The sequence below is a fragment of the Pseudomonas sp. GL-RE-29 genome, assembly GCF_019947275.1.
GTDB classification, from domain to species: domain Bacteria; phylum Pseudomonadota; class Gammaproteobacteria; order Pseudomonadales; family Pseudomonadaceae; genus Aquipseudomonas; species Aquipseudomonas fluorescens_A.
This window is the reverse complement of sequence record NZ_JAGYGD010000059.1, coordinates 1-19,188: the sequence shown is the minus strand read 5'-3', so window position 1 is coordinate 19,188 and position 19,188 is coordinate 1. Positions and strand designations below refer to the sequence as shown.

At 60.7% G+C, this 19,188-nt stretch carries 16 protein-coding genes; 9 read left to right on the top strand and 7 right to left on the bottom strand.

Going from position 1 to position 19,188, the window contains the following annotated elements:
* Positions 1-174: 174 nt before the first annotated feature.
* From KGB21_RS28650 to gatC, 6 genes are all read right to left on the bottom strand, one after another.
* Positions 175-555: a carboxymuconolactone decarboxylase family protein gene (locus tag KGB21_RS28650; RefSeq protein ID WP_223507477.1), complete on the bottom strand. Its 381-nt coding sequence runs from the start codon at positions 553-555 to the stop codon at positions 175-177.
* Positions 552-1,610 carry a calcium/sodium antiporter gene (locus KGB21_RS28645; RefSeq protein WP_034148288.1) on the bottom strand — a complete coding sequence of 353 codons (1,059 nt, stop codon included), beginning with the start codon at positions 1,608-1,610 and terminating at the stop codon, positions 552-554. The genes KGB21_RS28650 and KGB21_RS28645 overlap by 4 nt, the downstream gene beginning before the upstream one ends.
* A gap of 50 nt (positions 1,611-1,660) precedes the next feature.
* Positions 1,661-2,041, bottom strand: a complete 381-nt coding sequence (locus tag KGB21_RS28640; RefSeq protein ID WP_223507476.1) for a septal ring lytic transglycosylase RlpA family protein — start codon at positions 2,039-2,041, stop codon at positions 1,661-1,663.
* A gap of 187 nt (positions 2,042-2,228) precedes the next feature.
* A complete protein-coding gene (gene gatB, locus KGB21_RS28635) occupies positions 2,229-3,674 on the bottom strand; it encodes an Asp-tRNA(Asn)/Glu-tRNA(Gln) amidotransferase subunit GatB (protein ID WP_034148286.1) in 1,446 nt (481 codons plus the stop codon).
* 10 nt (positions 3,675-3,684) lie between these two features.
* Positions 3,685-5,136, bottom strand: a complete 1,452-nt coding sequence (gene gatA, locus KGB21_RS28630) for an Asp-tRNA(Asn)/Glu-tRNA(Gln) amidotransferase subunit GatA (RefSeq protein WP_034148285.1) — start codon at positions 5,134-5,136, stop codon at positions 3,685-3,687.
* A 16-nt stretch (positions 5,137-5,152) separates the two neighbouring features.
* The gene (gene gatC / locus KGB21_RS28625) at positions 5,153-5,440 is read right to left on the bottom strand and encodes an Asp-tRNA(Asn)/Glu-tRNA(Gln) amidotransferase subunit GatC (RefSeq protein WP_007901429.1); all 288 of its coding nucleotides are present in this window, start codon (positions 5,438-5,440) and stop codon (positions 5,153-5,155) included.
* A gap of 211 nt (positions 5,441-5,651) precedes the next feature.
* Here gatC and mreB point away from each other — a divergent pair, with 211 nt between their 5' ends.
* From mreB to tldD, 8 genes are all read left to right on the top strand, one after another.
* Positions 5,652-6,689: a rod shape-determining protein MreB gene (gene mreB / locus KGB21_RS28620; protein ID WP_002555108.1), complete on the top strand. Its 1,038-nt coding sequence runs from the start codon at positions 5,652-5,654 to the stop codon at positions 6,687-6,689.
* Positions 6,690-6,831: 142 nt separating this feature from the next.
* Complete coding sequence (mreC, locus tag KGB21_RS28615; RefSeq protein WP_223507478.1) at positions 6,832-7,974, top strand: rod shape-determining protein MreC; 1,143 nt, start codon at positions 6,832-6,834, stop codon at positions 7,972-7,974.
* Positions 7,974-8,465, top strand: coding sequence for a rod shape-determining protein MreD (gene mreD / locus KGB21_RS28610; protein ID WP_034148283.1), 492 nt, complete (start codon positions 7,974-7,976; stop codon positions 8,463-8,465). The genes mreC and mreD overlap by 1 nt, the downstream gene beginning before the upstream one ends.
* 44 nt (positions 8,466-8,509) lie before the next feature.
* Positions 8,510-9,106, top strand: a complete 597-nt coding sequence (locus KGB21_RS28605; protein ID WP_223507475.1) for a Maf family protein — start codon at positions 8,510-8,512, stop codon at positions 9,104-9,106.
* 57 nt (positions 9,107-9,163) lie between these two features.
* Complete coding sequence (gene rng / locus KGB21_RS28600; protein WP_008008603.1) at positions 9,164-10,621, top strand: ribonuclease G; 1,458 nt, start codon at positions 9,164-9,166, stop codon at positions 10,619-10,621.
* Positions 10,622-10,696: 75 nt separating this feature from the next.
* The gene (locus KGB21_RS28595; RefSeq protein WP_223507474.1) at positions 10,697-14,500 is read left to right on the top strand and encodes a YhdP family protein; all 3,804 of its coding nucleotides are present in this window, start codon (positions 10,697-10,699) and stop codon (positions 14,498-14,500) included.
* A gap of 154 nt (positions 14,501-14,654) precedes the next feature.
* A complete protein-coding gene (locus KGB21_RS28590) occupies positions 14,655-15,503 on the top strand; it encodes a carbon-nitrogen hydrolase family protein (RefSeq protein WP_223507473.1) in 849 nt (282 codons plus the stop codon).
* Between the two features lie 18 nt (positions 15,504-15,521).
* A complete protein-coding gene (gene tldD, locus KGB21_RS28585; protein WP_034148279.1) occupies positions 15,522-16,964 on the top strand; it encodes a metalloprotease TldD in 1,443 nt (480 codons plus the stop codon).
* A gap of 114 nt (positions 16,965-17,078) precedes the next feature.
* Here the strand turns inward: tldD and yjgA are convergent, their stop codons facing one another.
* The gene (gene yjgA / locus KGB21_RS28580) at positions 17,079-17,603 is read right to left on the bottom strand and encodes a ribosome biogenesis factor YjgA (RefSeq protein ID WP_034148278.1); all 525 of its coding nucleotides are present in this window, start codon (positions 17,601-17,603) and stop codon (positions 17,079-17,081) included.
* Between the two features lie 108 nt (positions 17,604-17,711).
* Here yjgA and pmbA point away from each other — a divergent pair, with 108 nt between their 5' ends.
* Entirely contained in the window at positions 17,712-19,058 is a 1,347-nt protein-coding gene (gene pmbA / locus KGB21_RS28575; protein ID WP_034148277.1) for a metalloprotease PmbA, read from the top strand.
* Positions 19,059-19,188: the final 130 nt, after the last annotated feature.

Genomic DNA, 19,188 nt, shown 5'->3' with positions numbered 1-19,188 from the left:
CGATGAATTCCTTATCGGCGCTTCGGGTAGAAAGGGCGGGACGAGAAGTCTCCCACGGTCCGTACTGGCTAGAGTCGGAATCGAGCTTTTAGTCCCGCCCACCCCTTCAAGTCTAAACATACAAGCGGGCTTGCCCGCGATGGCGCCTGATCAGGCAACCCGAATTTCAATGACTCACGCTGGTCGCTGATAAGTATCAATCACTTCCTGCGCCGCCCGAAACGCATCGATTGCCGCCGGCACGCCCGCATACACCGCGCAATGCAGCAGCGCTTCGCGAATCTCTTCCACAGTGCAACCGTTATTCAGCGCGCCGCGTACGTGGCCTTTCAATTCCTGCGGGCACTTCAACGCTGTCAGCGCGGCCAGCGTGATCAGGCTGCGGGTTTTCAGCGGCAGACCTTCGCGGCTCCAGACGCTGCCCCAGGCGTGATCATTAACGAAATCCTGCAACGGCTGGGTGAACTCGGTGGCGTTACCCAGCGCGCGGTCGACGAAGGCGTCGCCCATCACTTGGCGACGTACTTCAACGCCGGATTTTTTATTCTCGGTCATGGCAATTCCCTCTTGTGGTGTTGGCGACGCCAGGCGCGCAGCGACGTGAACAGCAAGAACGCAACCAGCGCCGGCAGGACGAAAAACAGCATCAGGTGTTCAAGCTTGCCCGCCAGCGGCATGCCGGTGGTGAACGACACCACGTGCAGCCCGTAAGCCAGGTACAAACCCAAAAACAGCAGACCTTCGGCGCGTGTCACCCGATAGCCGGAATAAAACATCGGCAGGCACAGCACGGCCACGCCGAGCATCACCGGCAGGTCGAAATCCAGGGCATTGGGCGAAACCGACAATGGCGACGGTGCAATCAACGCCGTGATGCCCAGCACGCCCAGCAGGTTGAAGAGGTTGCTACCGATCACGTTGCCCACGGCAATTTCCCGTTCGCCGCGCAATGCAGCGATCAACGAGGTAGCGAGTTCCGGCAGGGACGTGCTGACGGCGACGATGGTCAGGCCGATGATCCGCTCGGAGAGCCCCAGGTCGGTCGCGACCGCCACCGCAGCGCCCAACAGCAAATGCCCGGCATACACCAGCATCGCCAGGCCGGCGACGATCATCAGCAGGCTTTTCAACCATGGCGCATGCCGAGGCTCATGACTCGACTGCGGACGCGCTGAATGCCGTGACTGGCGCAGCAACAGGCCCAGATACAGCAGCAGTGCCGTCAGCAGGATCACGCCATCGGCGCGGGTCAGCTCTTCATTCCAGGCCAGGATGAACACCAGCAGGCTGGCGCCGATCATCAGCGGAATATCCAGGCGCACCAGTTGCCGTGATACCCGCAGGGGGATGATCAGTGCCGACAACCCGAGGGTCACGAGGATGTTGAAGATGCTGCTGCCGATCACGCTGCCGACGGCGATGTCGGCGTTGTGCGCCAGTGTGGCTTGCAGGCTGACGGCCATTTGCGGTGCGCTGCTGCCGAGGGCAACGATGGTCAGGCCGATGATCAAGGGTCGAACATGCAGGCGTGCGGCCAGGCGCACAGCGGCGCGTACCATCAGTTCGGCACCAACGATCAGCAGCACCAGCCCGGCGAGCAATTCGATCACGTTGATCAGGGGTATATCGGCTAGTCCGAGAATGGTCGGGGCTCCGTCTGTCAGTCGAGGGCTTGCACGCGAACCCGTGCGGTGCCGCTCTTGAGCATGCCCAGCCGTTCGGCGGCTTCATGGGACAGGTCGATCAGGCGTCCACGGGTGTGCGGTCCACGATCGTTGATGCGGACCACGCAGGATTTGTCGTTGTTCAGGTTGGTGACCTTTACCCGTGTACCGAAGGGTAGCTGGCGGTGGGCGGCGGTCATGGAATTCTTGTTGAAACGCTCGCCACTGGCGGTGCGTTTACCTTGGTGTTTGGCGCCGTAATAGGAAGCAACGCCGGTCTTGTCGTAGCCGTGCGGGTCGACGGTATCGGTGCTGGCGCAACCGGCGAGCAGTGAGAGCAGTGAGAGCAGGGCGCAGGCGCCGAGTAGACGTTTCATTGGAAGGCTCCCAAAAAATTGTGGCGAGGGAGCTTGCTCCCGCTCGACCGCGAAGCGGTCGCAAACTCAGACAACACATTTTCTGAAAAAATGCGGTGACCTGTTTGGGTCTGCTTCGCAGACCAGCGGGAGCGAGCTCTCTCGCCACAGGGAATGGAGCCAGTGTGTTGGGCTGGCTCCATTCTCATCAGCCTTCGAGTTTGCTTTTCAGCAGTTCGTTGACCTGTTGCGGGTTGGCCTTGCCTTTGGAGGCTTTCATGGCCTGGCCGACGAAGAAGCCGAACATCTTGCCGCGCTTGGCTTCGTCTGCCGCGCGGTATTGCTCGACCTGCTCGGCGTTCGCCGCAAGCATTTCATCCAGCACCGCCGAGATGGCGCCGGTGTCGGTTACTTGCTTGAGGCCGCGCTTGTCGATGATTTCGTCTGCACTGCCTTCGCCGTTGGCCATCGCTTCAAACACCACCTTGGCGATCTTGCCGGAGATGGTGTTGTCCTTGATGCGCTGCAGCATGCCGCCCAGTTGCTCGGCGGATACCGGCGACTCTTCGATGTCCAGGCCTTGCTTGTTGAGCAAGCTGCCCAACTCGACCATCACCCAGTTCGCCGCCAGTTTGGCGTCGCCGCCGATGCTCGCGACTTTCTCGAAGTAATCGGCTTGTTCGCGGCTGGTGGCCAAAACGCTGGCGTCGTAGACCGAAAGACCGAACTGCTCCTGGAAGCGCTCGCGTTTCTGCGGCGGTAACTCCGGCAGGGTGGCGCGTACGTCGTCGAGGAACGAGTTCTCGATGACCACCGGCAGCAGGTCCGGATCGGGGAAGTAACGGTAGTCGTTGGCTTCCTCTTTGCTGCGCATCGGACGGGTTTCGTCCTTGTTCGGATCGTACAGGCGAGTCTGCTGGATCACCTTGCCGCCGTCTTCGATCAGTTCGATCTGGCGCTGGATTTCGCTGTTGATCGCCTTCTCGATGAAGCGGAACGAGTTGACGTTCTTGATCTCGCAGCGGGTGCCGAACTCGACCTGGCCTTTTGGACGGATCGAAACGTTGCAGTCGCAACGCAGCGAACCTTCGGCCATGTTGCCGTCGCAAATCCCCAGGTAACGCACCAGCGCATGGATCGCCTTGACGTAAGCCACGGCTTCCTTGGCACTGCGCATGTCCGGCTCGGAAACGATTTCCAGCAACGGCGTGCCGGCACGGTTCAGGTCGATGCCGCTGGCACCGTTGAACTCTTCGTGCAGGCTTTTGCCGGCGTCTTCTTCCAGGTGCGCGCGGGTGATGCCGACACGTTTGACCGTGCCGTCCTCGAGGGCGATGTCCAGGTGGCCCTTGCCGACGATCGGCAATTCCATCTGGCTGATCTGGTAGCCCTTGGGCAGGTCCGGGTAGAAGTAGTTTTTGCGGGCGAACACGTTGTGCTGGCCGATCTCGGCGTCAATCGCCAGACCGAACATCACCGCCATGCGCACCGCTTCCTGGTTCAGCACCGGCAATACGCCGGGCATGCCCAGGTCGATCAGGCTGGCCTGGGTGTTCGGCTCGGAACCGAAGGTGGTGGAACTACCGGAAAAGATTTTCGACCGGGTGGTGAGCTGGGTATGAATCTCCAGCCCGATCACGACTTCCCATTGCATGTGTGTCTCCTCAGAAGCCGGTTGGGGTGCGAGTGTGCCAGTCAGTGTGTAACTGATACTGGTGCGCAACGTTGAGCAAGCGGCCTTCCTGGAAATACGGAGCGAGCAATTGCACGCCGACCGGCAGACCATCGACAAAACCGGCCGGCATCGACAGACCTGGCAGGCCCGCGAGGTTGGCGGTGATGGTGTAGACGTCTTCCAGGTACGCGGCGACCGGGTCGCTGTTCTTGGCGCCGAGCTTCCAGGCCGGGTTCGGCGTGGTTGGGCCGAGGATGATGTCGACCTCGTTGAAGGCCGCCATGAAGTCGTTCTTGATCAAGCGACGGATCTTCTGCGCCTTCAGGTAGTAGGCGTCGTAGTAACCGGCGGACAGCGCGTAGGCACCGACCATGATCCGGCGCTGCACTTCCGGGCCGAAGCCTTCGCCACGGGAGCGCTTGTACAGGTCGATCAGGTTGACCGGGTTTTCGCAGCGGTAGCCGAAACGCACGCCGTCAAAACGCGACAGGTTGGACGAGGCTTCCGCCGGGGCGATCACGTAGTACGCAGGGATCGCGTGCTGCATGTTTGGCAGGCTGATTTCCTTGACCACGGCGCCGAGCTTTTCCAGCTCCTTGACGCTGTTGTGGATCAGCTCGGCGATGCGCGGGTCGAGACCGGCGCTGAAATACTCTTTCGGCACGCCGATGCGCAGGCCTTGCAGCGAGCCGTTGAGGCTGGCGCTGTAGTCCGGCACGGGCTCATCGATGCTGGTGGAGTCGTTCGGATCGAAGCCGGCCATACCTTGCAACAAAATCGCGCAGTCTTCGGCGGTGCGTGCCATCGGTCCGCCCTGATCGAGGCTGGAGGCGTAGGCAATCATGCCCCAGCGCGAAACACGACCGTACGTCGGTTTCAGGCCAGTCAGGTTGGTCAACGCAGCGGGCTGACGAATGGAGCCGCCGGTGTCGGTGCCGGTAGCGGCAGGCAACAGACGAGCGGCAACGGCTGCCGCCGAACCGCCGGACGAACCGCCCGGGACGTGTTCCAGGTTCCACGGGTTTTTCACCGCGCCGTAGTAGCTCGACTCGTTGGCCGAACCCATGGCGAATTCGTCCATGTTGGTCTTGCCCAGGGTCACGGCGCCGGCAGCAGCCAGCTTGGCGACGACGGTGGCGTCGTACGGAGCCTTGAAGTTGTCGAGCATCTTCGAGCCGCAGCTGGTGCGAATGCCCTGGGTGCAGAACAGGTCTTTGTGGGCGATCGGCGCGCCGAGCAGGGCGCCGCTCTCACCATTGGCCCGGCGGGCGTCAGCGGCTTTCGCCTGCGACAGCGCCAGGTCTTCGGTGAGGCTGATGAAACTGTTGAGCTGTGGATCGAGCTGGGCGATGCGCGCCAGCAGGACTTTGGTCAGCTCTTCGGAGGAAAACTTTTTATCGGCGAGTCCGCGGGCGATCTCGGCCAGAGTCAATTGATGCATTGCAGGCTCTTTCCCTTTAGTCGATGACTTTCGGAACCAGGTACAGGCCGTTTTCGACCGCTGGTGCGATGGACTGGTAAGCCTCGCGGTGATTGGTCTCGGTCACGACGTCTGCACGCAGGCGCTGGCTGGCTTCCAGTGGGTGGGCGAGCGGCTCGATACCGTCGGTATTGACCGCCTGCATTTCGTCGACCAGCCCGAGAATGCTGTTGAGGGCCGAAGTGATGTGTGGAAGATCGGCATCATTGAGGCCAAGACAGGCCAGATGAGCGATTTTTTCCACGTCGGAGCGTTCAAGCGCCATTGGGATTCTCCAGTGGAAAACAGAACGGACGGCGTCCGTGTGTTAGATTGTCGGAACACTACCGCACTTCTACGGTCATAAGGCCGCGATTGTGGGGCTTGGTGCACAGAAAAGCGGCCAATTTAACATATTGGCGCCTTGCCCAAAATCCCTGTCGTTGTTAGAGTTTGCCGCACTTTTTTACCCACGCGTTGCCTAGGGTCCCTTTCCCATGTTCAAGAAACTGCGTGGCATGTTTTCCAGCGATCTTTCCATTGACCTGGGCACTGCCAACACCCTTATTTACGTGCGCGAGCGCGGTATCGTCCTGAATGAGCCCTCCGTTGTGGCCATTCGGACACACGGTAACCAGAAAAGTGTCGTCGCTGTCGGCACCGAAGCGAAGCGCATGTTGGGCCGAACGCCGGGCAACATTGCTGCCATTCGTCCGATGAAGGACGGCGTGATTGCCGACTTCAGCGTCTGCGAAAAGATGCTGCAGTACTTCATCAACAAGGTTCACGAAAATAGCTTCCTGCAGCCTAGCCCTCGCGTGTTGATCTGCGTTCCGTGCAAATCCACCCAGGTTGAGCGTCGTGCCATCCGTGAATCGGCCCTCGGTGCCGGTGCCCGTGAAGTATTCCTGATCGAAGAGCCGATGGCCGCTGCGATCGGTGCTGGCCTGCCGGTTGAAGAAGCTCGCGGCTCGATGGTTGTGGATATCGGTGGCGGTACCACCGAAATCGCGCTGATCTCCCTGAACGGTGTGGTTTACGCCGAATCCGTACGGGTTGGCGGCGACCGCTTCGACGAAGCGATCATCACCTACGTGCGTCGCAACTACGGCAGCCTGATCGGCGAGTCGACTGCAGAGCGCATCAAGCAGGAAATCGGTACAGCCTACCCGGGCGGCGAAGTTCGTGAAGTCGACGTTCGTGGCCGTAACCTGGCCGAAGGCGTTCCACGCGCATTCACCCTGAACTCCAACGAAGTGCTGGAAGCTCTGCAAGAGTCCCTGGCTACCATCGTTCAGGCCGTGAAGAGCGCCCTGGAGCAATCGCCTCCGGAACTGGCTTCCGACATCGCCGAACGTGGCCTGGTGCTGACCGGTGGTGGCGCCTTGCTGCGTGACCTCGACAAGTTGCTGGCCCAGGAAACCGGCCTGCCGGTGATCGTCGCCGAAGACCCGTTGACCTGCGTTGCTCGCGGCGGTGGCCGTGCTCTGGAAATGATGGATAAACACACCATGGACCTGCTCTCCAGCGAATAAGTCGCCGGATTGCCTCTATGCTGTTGAGCGCGCAGGCGGCACTTTGCAGTGCTGCCTGTTCGCGTTTATCTTCTGTCGTCTGCATCCAGGCCGGTTTGATGCCGTATGAATAAAGAGAACATTTGCCTGGGAGGAGCGGCTTATTAAACCGCTTTTCACCAAGGGTCCCTCACTGGGCGTGCGCTTGTTGGTGCTGGTCGTGCTTTCGGTCGCGCTGATGGTGGTCGATGCCCGCTTCACACTGCTCAAGCCAGTGCGTAGCCAAATGTCGCTGGTGCTGATGCAGTCGTACTGGATCACCGACCTGCCGCAGCGGCTATGGCAAGGTGTGGCCAGCCAGTTTGGCAGCCGGACCGAACTCGTCGCCGAAAACGAAAAACTCAAGACTGAAAACCTGCTGTTGCAGGGCCGCATGCAAAAACTTGCCGCCCTCACCGAGCAGAACGTTCGGCTGCGCGAGTTGCTCAACTCTTCAGCCCTGGTCAACGAGAAGGTCGAAGTGGCCGAGTTGATCGGCATGGACCCCAACCCCTTCACCCATCGCATTATCATCAACAAAGGTGAGCGCGACGGTGTGGTTCTCGGTCAGCCGGTGCTTGATGCCCGCGGGCTGATGGGCCAGGTGGTCGAATTGATGCCGTACACCTCGCGCGTGCTGCTGTTGACCGATACCACCCACAGCATTCCAGTGCAGGTCAACCGCAACGGCCTGCGGGCGATTGCCAGCGGCACCGGCAACCCGGAACGCCTGGAATTGCGTCACGTGGCGGACACTGCCGACATCAAGGAGGGTGATCTGCTGGTCAGTTCCGGCCTGGGTCAGCGTTTCCCTGCAGGTTATCCGGTGGCCACGGTCAAGGAAGTGATTCACGACTCCGGCCAGCCGTTTGCCATTGTCCGTGCCGTACCGACTGCTGCACTGAACCGCAGCCGTTACCTGCTGCTGGTATTCAGCGACACCCGTACTCCGGAAGAACGCGCCAACGATGCCGCCCAGGCTCAGGAGAGTCTGGATGCGCAAGGTGGTGGGCCGATGATGCCGGCGACCGTGCCGAAACCGGCCATCGTCCCGGCGGCCGTTGCAGCCCCGGCAGCCCCGGCGGTTCCAGCAAGCACACCGGCTGCGGCCACACCGGCCAAGCCTGCTGCCACACATCCCGCCGCTGCCAAGCCGCCAGCCTCCGCACCTGCAGCCGCCAAGCCACCGGCCGCTCAACCTGCTGCCGTTAAACCGGCTGCCAAACCGCCTGTCTCCGCGCCGGCTAATACTGGGGGACGAGAATAATGGTCGGTGTCAAAGCCTCCCGAAACGGCTGGATGGTCTGGCTGACATTCGCCGTCGGCATGTTGCTCAGTGTTTCGCCGTTGCCGCAATTCATGGAAATCCTGCGCCCGCTGTGGCTCGCCTTGCTGCTGGCATTCTGGGCCTTGGCCCTGCCACAGAAGGTCGGGATGGTCACCGCGTGGTGCCTGGGCCTGGCGGAAGATGTGCTTTACGGCACGTTGCTGGGCCAGAACGCCTTGATCCTGACGCTGATCACCTACCTCGTGCTGGCATTGCAACAACGCCTGCGGATGTTCCCGATGTGGCAACAGAGCCTGGTGATCCTGGTGATCTTCGGTCTGGCGCAACTGGTTCAGTTGTGGCTCAGCGCCCTGACCGGCAATCGTCAGCCGACGCTGGCACTGGTGTTGCCGGCACTGGTCAGTGCCTTGCTCTGGCCGTGGATCAGCTTCGGTTTGCGCGGATTGCGTCGACGCTACAAAATCAACTGATTCGGTCAGGCATTTGCCCACACCACGACAAGGGAGATGTCTTGATGAAAATGCTTTACCTCGCTTCAGGCTCGCCGCGTCGGCGTGAACTGCTCACGCAGATCGGCGTGCCGTTCTCCGCGATCAGTGCGGACATCGATGAAACCCCTCTATCGCATGAATCCCCCTCGGCCTATGTCGAACGCCTCGCGCGCGGCAAGGCCGAAGCCGGGCGCGGTACGGTCGTGTCCGACGCAGAATGTTGCGTGCTGGGCGCCGACACCGCCGTAGTGCTGAACGGGAAAATTCTCGGCAAGCCGGTTGATGAAGCTGATGCTTGCGCCATGCTTATGATGTTGGCGGGACAAGAACATGAAGTGCTGACAGCCATTGCCGTGCTTGACGGCGAGCGCTGCGAGTCACGGGTGGTGCGCAGTCTGGTGCGTTTTCGCCCTGTCGGTCGCGATGAGGCGGCCGCCTACTGGGCCAGCGGCGAGCCGCAGGACAAGGCGGGTGGTTATGGAATTCAAGGACTGGGTGCGGTGTTTGTCGCCGGGCTCAATGGAAGTTACTCGGCGGTGGTTGGACTGCCGCTGTGCGAAACCGCAGAACTGCTCGGCCATTTCGGCATACCCTGTTGGCAAACCCATAACGCGCGTTAAGCGTCGTACTGACGAGATGCGGCCATTATCGTGAACATGCCTGAACGAGACCCTGCCATGAGTGAAGAGATCCTGATCAACATCACGCCGATGGAATCGCGTGTGGCGGTGGTTGAAAACGGTGTCCTGCAAGAGGTCCACGTCGAGCGCACGCAAAAGCGCGGGATCGTCGGCAACATCTATAAAGGCAAGGTCGTGCGGGTATTGCCCGGCATGCAGGCCGCTTTCGTCGATATCGGTCTGGACCGCGCCGCGTTCATCCATGCTTCGGAAATCTCCCTGCGCGAAGGCCCGGCGGTGGAGAGCATCAGCGCGCTGGTGCACGAAGGCCAGAGCCTGGTGGTGCAGGTCACCAAGGACCCGATCGGCTCCAAAGGTGCGCGGCTGACTACGCAGCTGTCGATCCCGTCGCGCTATCTGGTGTACATGCCGCGCACCGCGCATGTTGGCATTTCGCTGAAAATCGAAGACGAAGCCGAGCGCGAGCGCCTCAAGCAGGTGGTCACCGATTGCGTCGCCAAAGAAGGCATCAAGGAGGCGGGTGGTTTCATCCTGCGTACCGCGGCTGAAGGTGCCGGGGCCGATGAGATCCTCATGGACATCCGCTACCTGCGGCGGCTCTGGGATCAGATCAACGAACAAATCAAAACCATCAGCGCGCCAAGCGTGATCTACGAAGACCTCGGTCTGGCGCTGCGCACCTTGCGTGACCTGGTGAGCCCGAAGATCGAGAAAATCCGCATCGATTCGCGGGAAACCTTCCAGAAAACCACGCAGTTCGTCGCGGAGCTGATGCCGGAAATCGCCGATCGTCTGGAGCACTACCCGGGCGAGCGGCCGATTTTCGACCTGTATGGCGTCGAAGACGAAATCCAGAAAGCCCTGGAACGCAAAGTCCCGCTGAAGTCCGGTGGTTACCTGGTGGTGGATCCGGCGGAAGCCATGAGCACCATCGACGTCAACACCGGGGCGTTCGTCGGGCATCGCAATCTCGAAGAAACCATCTTCAAGACCAACCTCGAAGCGGCGACCGCGATTGCTCGTCAGCTGCGCCTGCGCAATCTCGGCGGGATCATCATCATCGATTTCATCGACATGGAAGATGAAGAGCACCAGCGCCAGGTACTGCGCACCCTTGAGAAGCAACTGGAACGCGATCACGCCAAGACCAACATCATCGGCATCACCGAGTTGGGCCTGGTGCAGATGACGCGCAAGCGCACCCGCGAAAGTCTCGAACAGGTGCTGTGCGAACCGTGCAGCAGCTGCCAGGGGCGCGGCAAGTTGAAGACGCCGGAAACCGTTTGCTACGAAATCTTCCGCGAAATCCTTCGGGAGGCTCGCGCCTATCAGGCGGAAGGCTATCGTGTATTGGCGAACCAGAAAGTCGTTGACCGTCTGCTCGATGAAGAGTCGGGCAACGTCGCCGAACTTGAAGGGTTTATCGGGCGCACCATTCGGTTCCAGGTGGAAACCATGTATTCCCAGGAACAATACGACGTGGTGTTGCTCTGATTCGCTGGGTTTCAACTTTTCCTGAACGGCTGGCCTCAGCTTTTTGCAACACTTTTGCCATGGGAGCCAACTGACATGGACCGTCTGACACGCATTTTGGCCGCGCTGACCCGTTGGGGTCTGGGCCTGTGCGCGTTGGTTTTGGTGTTGATGGCGTTGTACGTCAGCCTTGGCCGGGAACTGGCGCCGTTGGTGGCGGAGTATCGCGGCGAAATCGAAACCAAGGCCAGCGAGGCCTTGGGCATGCCGCTGCAAATCGGCGAGTTGAAAGGCGACTGGAGTGGCTTTGCGCCCATTTTGTCGGCGCACGACGTGACGGTCGGCGAGGGTGCCAACGCGCTGCACCTGGAAAAAGTACGCGCGGTACCGGACCTTTGGGACAGTCTGCTGGCACGTGAAGTACGCATTGCCCATCTGGAACTCAATGGTCTGAAGATCAGCCTGAAACAAGGCGATGATGGTAATTGGGCACTGGAAGGCTTGCCGGTAAAGGACGATCAGCCCCTCGACCCGGAGCAGTTGCTCAATCGCATGCAAATGATTCAACAGTTGTCGGTACTCGACAGCCAGATCACGTTGCAGCCGTGGGGCGAATCGCCGCTGACCTTGACGTACGTCGGCCTGAATCTGAAGACCGGTCCTTCCCGTCAGCGACTCGATGCGCGCTTGACCCTGCCCGATGGCCAGCCATTGTCTGTGAGCCTGCGTAGCCGTATTCGCGCCAGCCAATGGAAAGAGGGCGAAGCGGATGTTTATGTGAGTCTGCCGCAAAGCGACTGGTCGAAATGGCTGCCTGAAACCCTGACCCAGCAATGGAATTTCGCCGAGATCAAGGCCGGGGGCGAGTTGTGGGCAACCTGGGGCAAGGGCGCCTTGCAGAGCGCAGCCGTGCGGTTGAATGCGCCGCAACTCAAGGGTGCCTATTCCGAGCGCAAGCCGATCCAGATCAACAATCTGGCGCTCAACGGCTATTTCCAGCGCAGCGCCGAGGGAATGTTGGTAACAGTCGACTCGCTGGCCATGAACCTTGGTGAAACACGCTGGGAATCGCGCCTGCAACTCAGGCAAACCGCTGCCTCGGACAAGTCCGAAGAACTCTGGCATCTGCAAGCCGACCGCCTCGACCTCACACCGCTGACACCCGTGCTCAATGCTCTGGCGCCATTGCCTGAGGGTTTCGCCAAGACCGTCGAGAAACTGAAGGTCATCGGCGGCCTGCGTAACGTGTTGATCGACGTGCGGCCCAATGCCACCGACGACAGCAAGTTCAGCTTTGCCGCTAACCTCGACCGGGTCGGTTTTGATGCCTATCACGGCGCTCCGGCGGCGCGCAATGTCACAGGCAGCATCAGCGGCGACCTGGGCCATGGCGAATTGCGCATGGACAGCAAGGATTTCATGCTGCACCTGGACCCGATATTCGCCAAGCCATGGCAATACATTCAGGCCAACGCAACATTGACCTGGAAGCTCGATAAACAAGCCTTCACCCTGATCGCGCCGTACCTGAAGGTGTTGGGCGAGGAAGGCAAGATCGCCGGCGACTTCCTGATCCGCCTGTTTTTCGATGAGTCCCAGGAAGACTACATGGACCTGCGGGTCGGCCTGGTTGACGGTGACGGTCGCTACACCGCCAAGTACCTGCCGACGATGCTCAGCCCGGGGCTGGATGAATGGCTGCGCACGGCGATTCTCAAAGGTGCGGTGGATCAAGGGTTCTTCCAATACCAAGGTTCCTTGAACCACGGCGCGGCTGAGACCGCCCGCAGCATCAGCCTGTTTTTCAAGGTTCACGATGCCGAGCTGGCGTTCCAGCCTGGCTGGCCGCATGTCAGCAAGGTCACCGGTGATGTGTTCGTTGAGGACAGCGGCGTGCGGATTCTGGCAAGTCAGGGGCAGTTGCTCGATACCCAGGTCCGCGATATTTACGTCAATATCCCCCACGTGCCTGCTGGGCAGAACAGTCATCTGTTTCTCGATGGCGCGTTCGCTGGCGGTTTGGGCGATGGCCTGAAAATTCTCAAGGAAGCGCCGATCGGCACGGCCGAAACGTTTGCCGGCTGGGAAGGCGAGGGTGATCTGCAAGGCAAACTGAAGCTGGACATCCCGCTGGCCAAAGGCGAGCAGCCGAAGATCCTGGTCGACTTCAAAACGGCAAAGGCCCGTTTGAAACTGCCTGAGCCTCCGCTTGAACTAACGCAGCTCAAAGGTGATTTCCGTTTCGACAGCAGCAAAGGGTTGAGTGGTCAGAACATCAGCGCGCGAGCCTTCGATAAACCGGTGACGGCGCAGATTTTTGCCGAGGGGCGCGAGGGCAAGCTCAATACCCGGGTCACCGCTTCGGGGCAGGTCGAAGTCAAGAAGCTCACTGACTGGCTGAGCGTGACCCAGCCGCTGCCGGTGAGCGGTTTGATCCCGTATCAACTGCAACTGACCCTGGACGGCGCCGACAGCCAGTTGATGGTCAACTCCAATCTCAGAGGCGTTGCGATTGATTTGCCGGCGCCTTTCGGGATCGCGGCGGATGCGGGGCGTGATACGACGTTCCGCATGACCTTGCAGGGACCGGAGCGGCGCTACTGGGTGAACTACGGCGAGTTGGCGAATTTCACATTTGCCGCGCCAAAGGACAATTTTGCCGGCGGTCGTGGTGAGCTGTTCCTGGGCAGCGGCAATGCCATGTTGCCGGATACCAAAGGCCTGCGGGTACGCGGCGAACTCTCGGAGCTGGATGTCGGACCGTGGCAGGAGCTGATGAGCAAATATGCCGGGCAGGATCCGGGCGGCAGTGCCAAGCAGTTGCTCAGTGGTGTGGACGTCAAGGTCGGCAAACTCAAAGCTTTTGGCACCACGCTGGATCAGGCATCGGTGCAGTTGACACGCAAACCGTCCGCCTGGGCCTTGCAACTCGACAGTCAGCAGGTTAAAGGCAACGCCAGCATCCCTGATGCGAAAGCCGCGCCGATGGTGATCAATCTGCAAACCGTGCGTCTGCCGGCTCCTGACCCCAAAGTCCTGGCCGACGAAAACACTCCGGATCCTTTGGCCTCGGTGGACCCGACAAAGATTCCTGCGTTGGATATCACCATCAATCAGCTGTACCAGGGTAATGACCTGGTCGGCGCCTGGTCATTGAAGATTCGACCGACGGCTAAAGGGATTGCCTTCAATTCGCTGGACATGGGCCTGAAGGGCATTTTGTTGCAGGGCAGTGGTGGCTGGGAAGGCGTACCCGGTTCCAGCACGAGCTTCTTCAAGGGCCGGGTCAGCGGCAAGAACCTCGCGGATGTGCTCAAGGGATGGGGTTTTGCGCCGAGTGTCACCAGCCGGGAGTTCCATATGGATGTCGATGGGCGCTGGCCGGGATCGCCGGCATGGCTGGCTACCAAGCGTTTCTCGGGCACCCTGGATGCGTCGCTCAACGAAGGCCAGTTTGTCGAGGTAGAAGGCAGTGCCCAGGCCTTGCGTGTGTTCGGCCTGCTCAACTTCAACTCCATTGGCCGCCGCTTGCGCCTGGACTTCTCCGACCTGTTCGGCAAAGGCCTGAGCTATGACCGGGTCAAAGGCCTGCTGGTAGCCAACAACGGCGTCTATGTCACCCGTGAACCGATCCGCCTGACAGGCCCGTCGAGCACCATCGAACTCGACGGCACCCTGAACATGGTGGCCGATCAGATTGACGCGAAACTGCTGGTGACCTTGCCGGTGACCAACAACCTGCCGATTGCCGCACTGATCGTCGGCGCGCCGGCCGTTGGCGGGGCGCTGTTCCTGATCGACAAGCTGATCGGTGACCGCGTGTCCCGTTTCGCCAGCGTGAAGTACACCGTCAAGGGACCTTGGAAAGAACCGCAAATCACTTACGACAAACCTTTTTGAAAAGCCATGGAGTAGCATGACCGTAACTCCCTTGTAGGAGCTGCCGCAGGCTGCGATCTTTTGGGTTTTTAAACAAGATCAAAAGATCGTCCGAACGCGGCCCGAGCCTGCGGCAGCTCCTACAGTTATGCGTTGATCCGATCAGGAAAAGGCTATGTCTGTAGCGGTGATTCAAATGGTCAGCCAGAGCGATGTGCTGGCCAATCTGGCCCAGGCCCGACGCTTGCTTGAGCAGGCGGCGGCGGGTGGAGCGAAGCTTGCCGTGCTGCCGGAAAACTTCGCCGCCATGGGCCGGCGTGATGTCGCCGACATCGGCCGCGCCGAAGCACTGGGCGAAGGCCCGATTCTGCCCTGGTTGAAACAGACCGCACGCGACCTCAAGTTATGGATAGTGGCCGGCACGTTGCCGTTGCCGCCGGTTGGTCAACCGACGGCCAAGGTGCATGCCTGCTCGTTGCTGGTCGATGATCGCGGCGAAACGGTGGCGCGTTACGACAAGCTGCACCTGTTCGACGTGGACGTGGCCGACAATCGCGGGCGTTATCGCGAATCCGATGACTATGCTTATGGCAGTGGCGTCGTGGTTGCGGACACGCCGGTTGGCCGGGTCGGGCTGACGGTTTGTTATGACCTGCGCTTCCCGGAGCTGTACAGCGAATTGCGTGCTGCCGGTGCGCAGCTGATTACCGCGCCGTCGGCCTTTACCGCGGTGACCGGCGCGGCGCACTGGGATGTGCTGATTCGCGCGCGAGCCATCGAGACACAATGTTATGTGCTTGCAGCCGCCCAGGGCGGGATCCATCCGGGCCCCCGGGAAACCTGGGGCCATGCGGCAATCATCGACCCGTGGGGCCGGGTGCTGGCGCAACAGGATCAAGGCGAGGCCGTGCTGCTGGCCGAAGTAGACAGCAGCGAACAGGCGTCCATCCGGGCGCGGATGCCGGTGTCCACTCACCGGCGCTTTTTCTCGCAGGGCGCCCAGCGACCTGCATCAGAACGATGAATTTAAGGCGTAAAGCATATGAGCGAGTTGTTGTCCTCAGTCAGTGAACACCTCCTGGCGCCTGGCGGCGTAACGATCGAGAGCCTGCAAGGTGTGCTCGGCGATCTGGCCGGCCCGGGCATCGATGCCGCCGACCTGTATTTCCAGGGGCAGATTTCCGAGTCCTGGGCGCTGGAAGACGGCATCGTCAAGGAAGGCAGCTTCAACCTCGACCAAGGGGTGGGCGTTCGCGCGCAATCCGGTGAGAAGACCGGTTTCGCCTACAGCAATGCCATCACCCTGGAAGCCTTGGGCGCAGCGGCCCGTGCCGCGCGTTCGATCTCCCGCGCCGGACAGAACGGCACCGTGCAAGCGTTCACCACTCAGGATGTGGCGCAGTTGTACGGGCCGGACAACCCACTCGAAGTGCTGACCCGCGCCGAGAAAGTCGATTTGCTCAAGCGCATTGATGCTGCCACACGCGCCCTGGATCCGCGTATCCAGCAAGTCACCGTGAGCATGGCCGGTGTCTGGGAACGGATTCTGGTGGCATCCACCGATGGTGGTCTGGCGGCGGACGTGCGCCCGCTGGTGCGCTTCAACGTCAGCGTGATCGTCGAGCAGAATGGCCGTCGCGAACGCGGTGGCCATGGCGGTGGCGGTCGTACCGATTACCGTTATTTCCTCGCTGAAGACCGTGCCATGAGCTATGCCCGTGAGGCGCTGCGTCAGGCACTGGTCAACCTCGAAGCCATTCCGGCGCCGGCCGGTACGTTGCCGGTGGTACTCGGTTCCGGTTGGTCCGGCGTGCTGTTGCACGAAGCGGTCGGCCACGGTCTGGAAGGCGACTTCAACCGCAAGGGCAGTTCGGCTTACAGCGGACGCATGGGCGAGATGGTCGCGTCCAAGCTCTGCACCATTGTCGATGATGGCACTCTGGCCGGTCGTCGTGGTTCTTTGAGCGTTGACGACGAAGGCACCCCGACCGAGTGCACCACGCTGATCGAAAACGGCGTACTCAAAGGCTACATGCAGGACAAGCTCAACGCCCGCCTGATGGGTGTGGCGCGTACCGGTAACGGTCGTCGCGAATCCTACGCGCACCTGCCAATGCCGCGTATGACCAACACTTACATGCTTGGCGGTGAAAGCGATCCAGCAGAAATCATTGCTTCGGTGAAGCGCGGTATCTACTGCGCCAACCTCGGCGGCGGTCAGGTGGACATCACCAGCGGCAAGTTTGTGTTCTCCACCAGCGAGGCGTACCTGATCGAAGACGGCAAGATTACTGCGCCGGTCAAAGGCGCGACGCTGATCGGCAACGGTCCGGAAGCCATGAGCAAAGTGTCGATGGTCGGCAACGATCTGGCGCTGGACAGCGGTGTGGGGACGTGTGGCAAGGATGGGCAGTCGGTGCCGGTGGGTGTCGGCCAGCCAACGCTGAAGATTGATGCGATCACCGTGGGTGGCACGGGCGCATAGGGATGGAAACATCCCCCTGTAGGAGCTGCCGCAGGCTGCGATCTTTTGATCTTTCTTTTGAAAATCCAAAGTCAAAAGATCGCAGCCTGCGGCAGCGCCTACAGGGGGCGAGACTTAGCGCAGACCGCGTTGAGTCTCGTCCAGCTCACGGATGTACTTGAAGATTTTACGGCTGGAAGCAGGAGGTTTGTTTTGCGCAACCTCGTGCTGGGCCTGACGGATCAGGGAGCGCAGTTGCTGGCGGTCCGCGTCCGGGTAGTCGACGACGAATTTTTCCAGTACGGCATCGTCGCCGGCAATCAGGCGATCGCGCCAACGCTCCAGGTTATGGAAGCGTTCGTTGTACTGGCGAGTGGAGGCATCGAGTTGATCGAGCAAAACCAGAATGGCGTCAGTGTCCTGATCGCGCATCAGTTTGCCGATGAACTGAAGGTGCCGTTTACGCGCGATATTCGCGGTGTGCTTGGGCGCATCGGCCAGAGCCCGGCGCATAGCGTCGGTCAACGGCAGTTTAGCCAGCAAGTCAGGCTTGAGTGTTGTAAGGCGCTCGCCGAGGTCAACCAGAGCATGCAGCTCGCGTTTAACCTGGGATTTGCTTTTTTCTCCCGTATCGAGGGAGTCGTCGTAAGAATCAACCATGGTGGCCGTCCGCAAAGAAACGCCGCCATGATAACCAGTCGGGGGCCGCTTGTCCGGCCCGGTCGCTCGATGACCGTTACCGAAAGCAGAATTTGAGTGGAGAACAGCATGAGTGCAGTTGAAAGCGTCGGCCCACAAGCGTTGCCGGCACTGCAAGAACAAGTCGAGCAGATCATCGCTGAAGCCAAGCGCCAGGGCGCGAGCGCCTGTGAAGTGGCGGTGTCCCTGGAGCAGGGCCTGTCGACCACGGTTCGCCAGCGCGAAGTCGAAACTGTCGAATTCAACCGCGATCAGGGCTTTGGCATCACCTTGTATGTGGGTCAGCGCAAGGGCTCGGCGAGCACGTCGGCCAGTGGCCCGGACGCCATTCGCGAAACCGTCGCCGCGGCACTGGCCATCGCCAAGCACACCTCGGAAGATGAAGCGTCGGGTCTGGCGGATGCTGCGCTGATGGCCAGGGACGTGCAGGATTACGACCTGTTCCATGAATGGGATATCACGCCAGAGCAGGCGATCGAGCAGGCACTGACCTGTGAAGCCGCCGCGTTTGCCGCCGACAGCCGAATCAAGAATGCCGATGGCACCACCTTGAGCACGCATCAGGGTTGCCGGGTCTATGGCAACAGTCACGGTTTTGTCGGCGGGTATGCGTCGACGCGCCACAGCCTGAGCTGCGTGATGATTGCCGAAGCCGACGGCCAGATGCAGCGCGATTACTGGTATGACGTAAACCGTCAGGGCAACTTGCTGGCCGACCCGGTGAGCATCGGCCAGCGTGCCGCTCAACGTGCTGCGAGCCGCCTGGGCGCGCGTCCGGTGCCGACCTGCGAAGTGCCGGTCCTGTTCTCGGCGGAGCTGGCGGGCGGTTTGTTCGGCAGTTTCCTGTCGGCCATTTCCGGTGGCAGCCTGTACCGCAAATCGTCGTTCCTTGAAGGCACGCTGGGGCAAAAGCTGTTTCCGGAATGGCTGACCATCGACGAGCGTCCGCACCTGATGCGGGCCATGGGCAGTGCCGGGTTCGATGGCGATGGCCTGGCGACTTACGCAAAACCGTTCGTCGAAAAAGGCGAGTTGGTGTCCTACATTCTCGGCACTTACTCGGGTCGCAAACTCGGCATGCCGAGCACCGCCAACGCTGGCGGCGTGCACAACCTGTTCGTCACCCATGGCGATGAAGACCAGGTTGCCTTGCTGCGGCGCATGGGGCGTGGTCTGCTGGTAACTGAGCTGATGGGGCAGGGCCTCAACATGGTCACCGGTGATTATTCCCGTGGTGCGGCGGGTTACTGGGTCGAGAACGGCGAGATCCAGTTCGCAGTGCAGGAAGTGACCATCGCCGGCAACATGCGCGACATGTTCAAGCAGATCGTCGCCGTCGGTAATGACCTGGAACTGCGCAGCAACATTCGCACGGGCTCGGTGCTTATCGAGCGGATGACGGTGGCGGGTAGCTAACCGTCCCCCCGCCTTACACAAAGGCGCGCCACCCATCGGGTGGCGCGCCTTTTTTATTGGTTACACGCAAATCACTGTAGGAGCCGGCTTGCTGGCGATGGCGATTTCGTGACCGCTATCGCCAGCAAGC

What these genes read in the sequence shown, in the direction of transcription:
- KGB21_RS28650 (WP_223507477.1), bottom strand. Translation starts at nt 555, where the DNA reads ATGACCGAGAATAAAAAATCCGGCGTTGAAGTACGTCGCCAAGTGATG.
- KGB21_RS28640 (WP_223507476.1), bottom strand. Translation starts at nt 2,041, where the DNA reads ATGAAACGTCTACTCGGCGCCTGCGCCCTGCTCTCACTGCTCTCACTG.
- gatB (WP_034148286.1), bottom strand. Translation starts at nt 3,674, where the DNA reads ATGCAATGGGAAGTCGTGATCGGGCTGGAGATTCATACCCAGCTCACC.
- gatA (WP_034148285.1), bottom strand. Translation starts at nt 5,136, where the DNA reads ATGCATCAATTGACTCTGGCCGAGATCGCCCGCGGACTCGCCGATAAA.
- gatC (WP_007901429.1), bottom strand. Translation starts at nt 5,440, where the DNA reads ATGGCGCTTGAACGCTCCGACGTGGAAAAAATCGCTCATCTGGCCTGT.
- mreB (WP_002555108.1), top strand. Translation starts at nt 5,652, where the DNA reads ATGTTCAAGAAACTGCGTGGCATGTTTTCCAGCGATCTTTCCATTGAC.
- mreD (WP_034148283.1), top strand. Translation starts at nt 7,974, where the DNA reads ATGGTCGGTGTCAAAGCCTCCCGAAACGGCTGGATGGTCTGGCTGACA.
- KGB21_RS28605 (WP_223507475.1), top strand. Translation starts at nt 8,510, where the DNA reads ATGAAAATGCTTTACCTCGCTTCAGGCTCGCCGCGTCGGCGTGAACTG.
- rng (WP_008008603.1), top strand. Translation starts at nt 9,164, where the DNA reads ATGAGTGAAGAGATCCTGATCAACATCACGCCGATGGAATCGCGTGTG.
- KGB21_RS28595 (WP_223507474.1), top strand. Translation starts at nt 10,697, where the DNA reads ATGGACCGTCTGACACGCATTTTGGCCGCGCTGACCCGTTGGGGTCTG.
- KGB21_RS28590 (WP_223507473.1), top strand. Translation starts at nt 14,655, where the DNA reads ATGTCTGTAGCGGTGATTCAAATGGTCAGCCAGAGCGATGTGCTGGCC.
- tldD (WP_034148279.1), top strand. Translation starts at nt 15,522, where the DNA reads ATGAGCGAGTTGTTGTCCTCAGTCAGTGAACACCTCCTGGCGCCTGGC.
- yjgA (WP_034148278.1), bottom strand. Translation starts at nt 17,603, where the DNA reads ATGGTTGATTCTTACGACGACTCCCTCGATACGGGAGAAAAAAGCAAA.
- pmbA (WP_034148277.1), top strand. Translation starts at nt 17,712, where the DNA reads ATGAGTGCAGTTGAAAGCGTCGGCCCACAAGCGTTGCCGGCACTGCAA.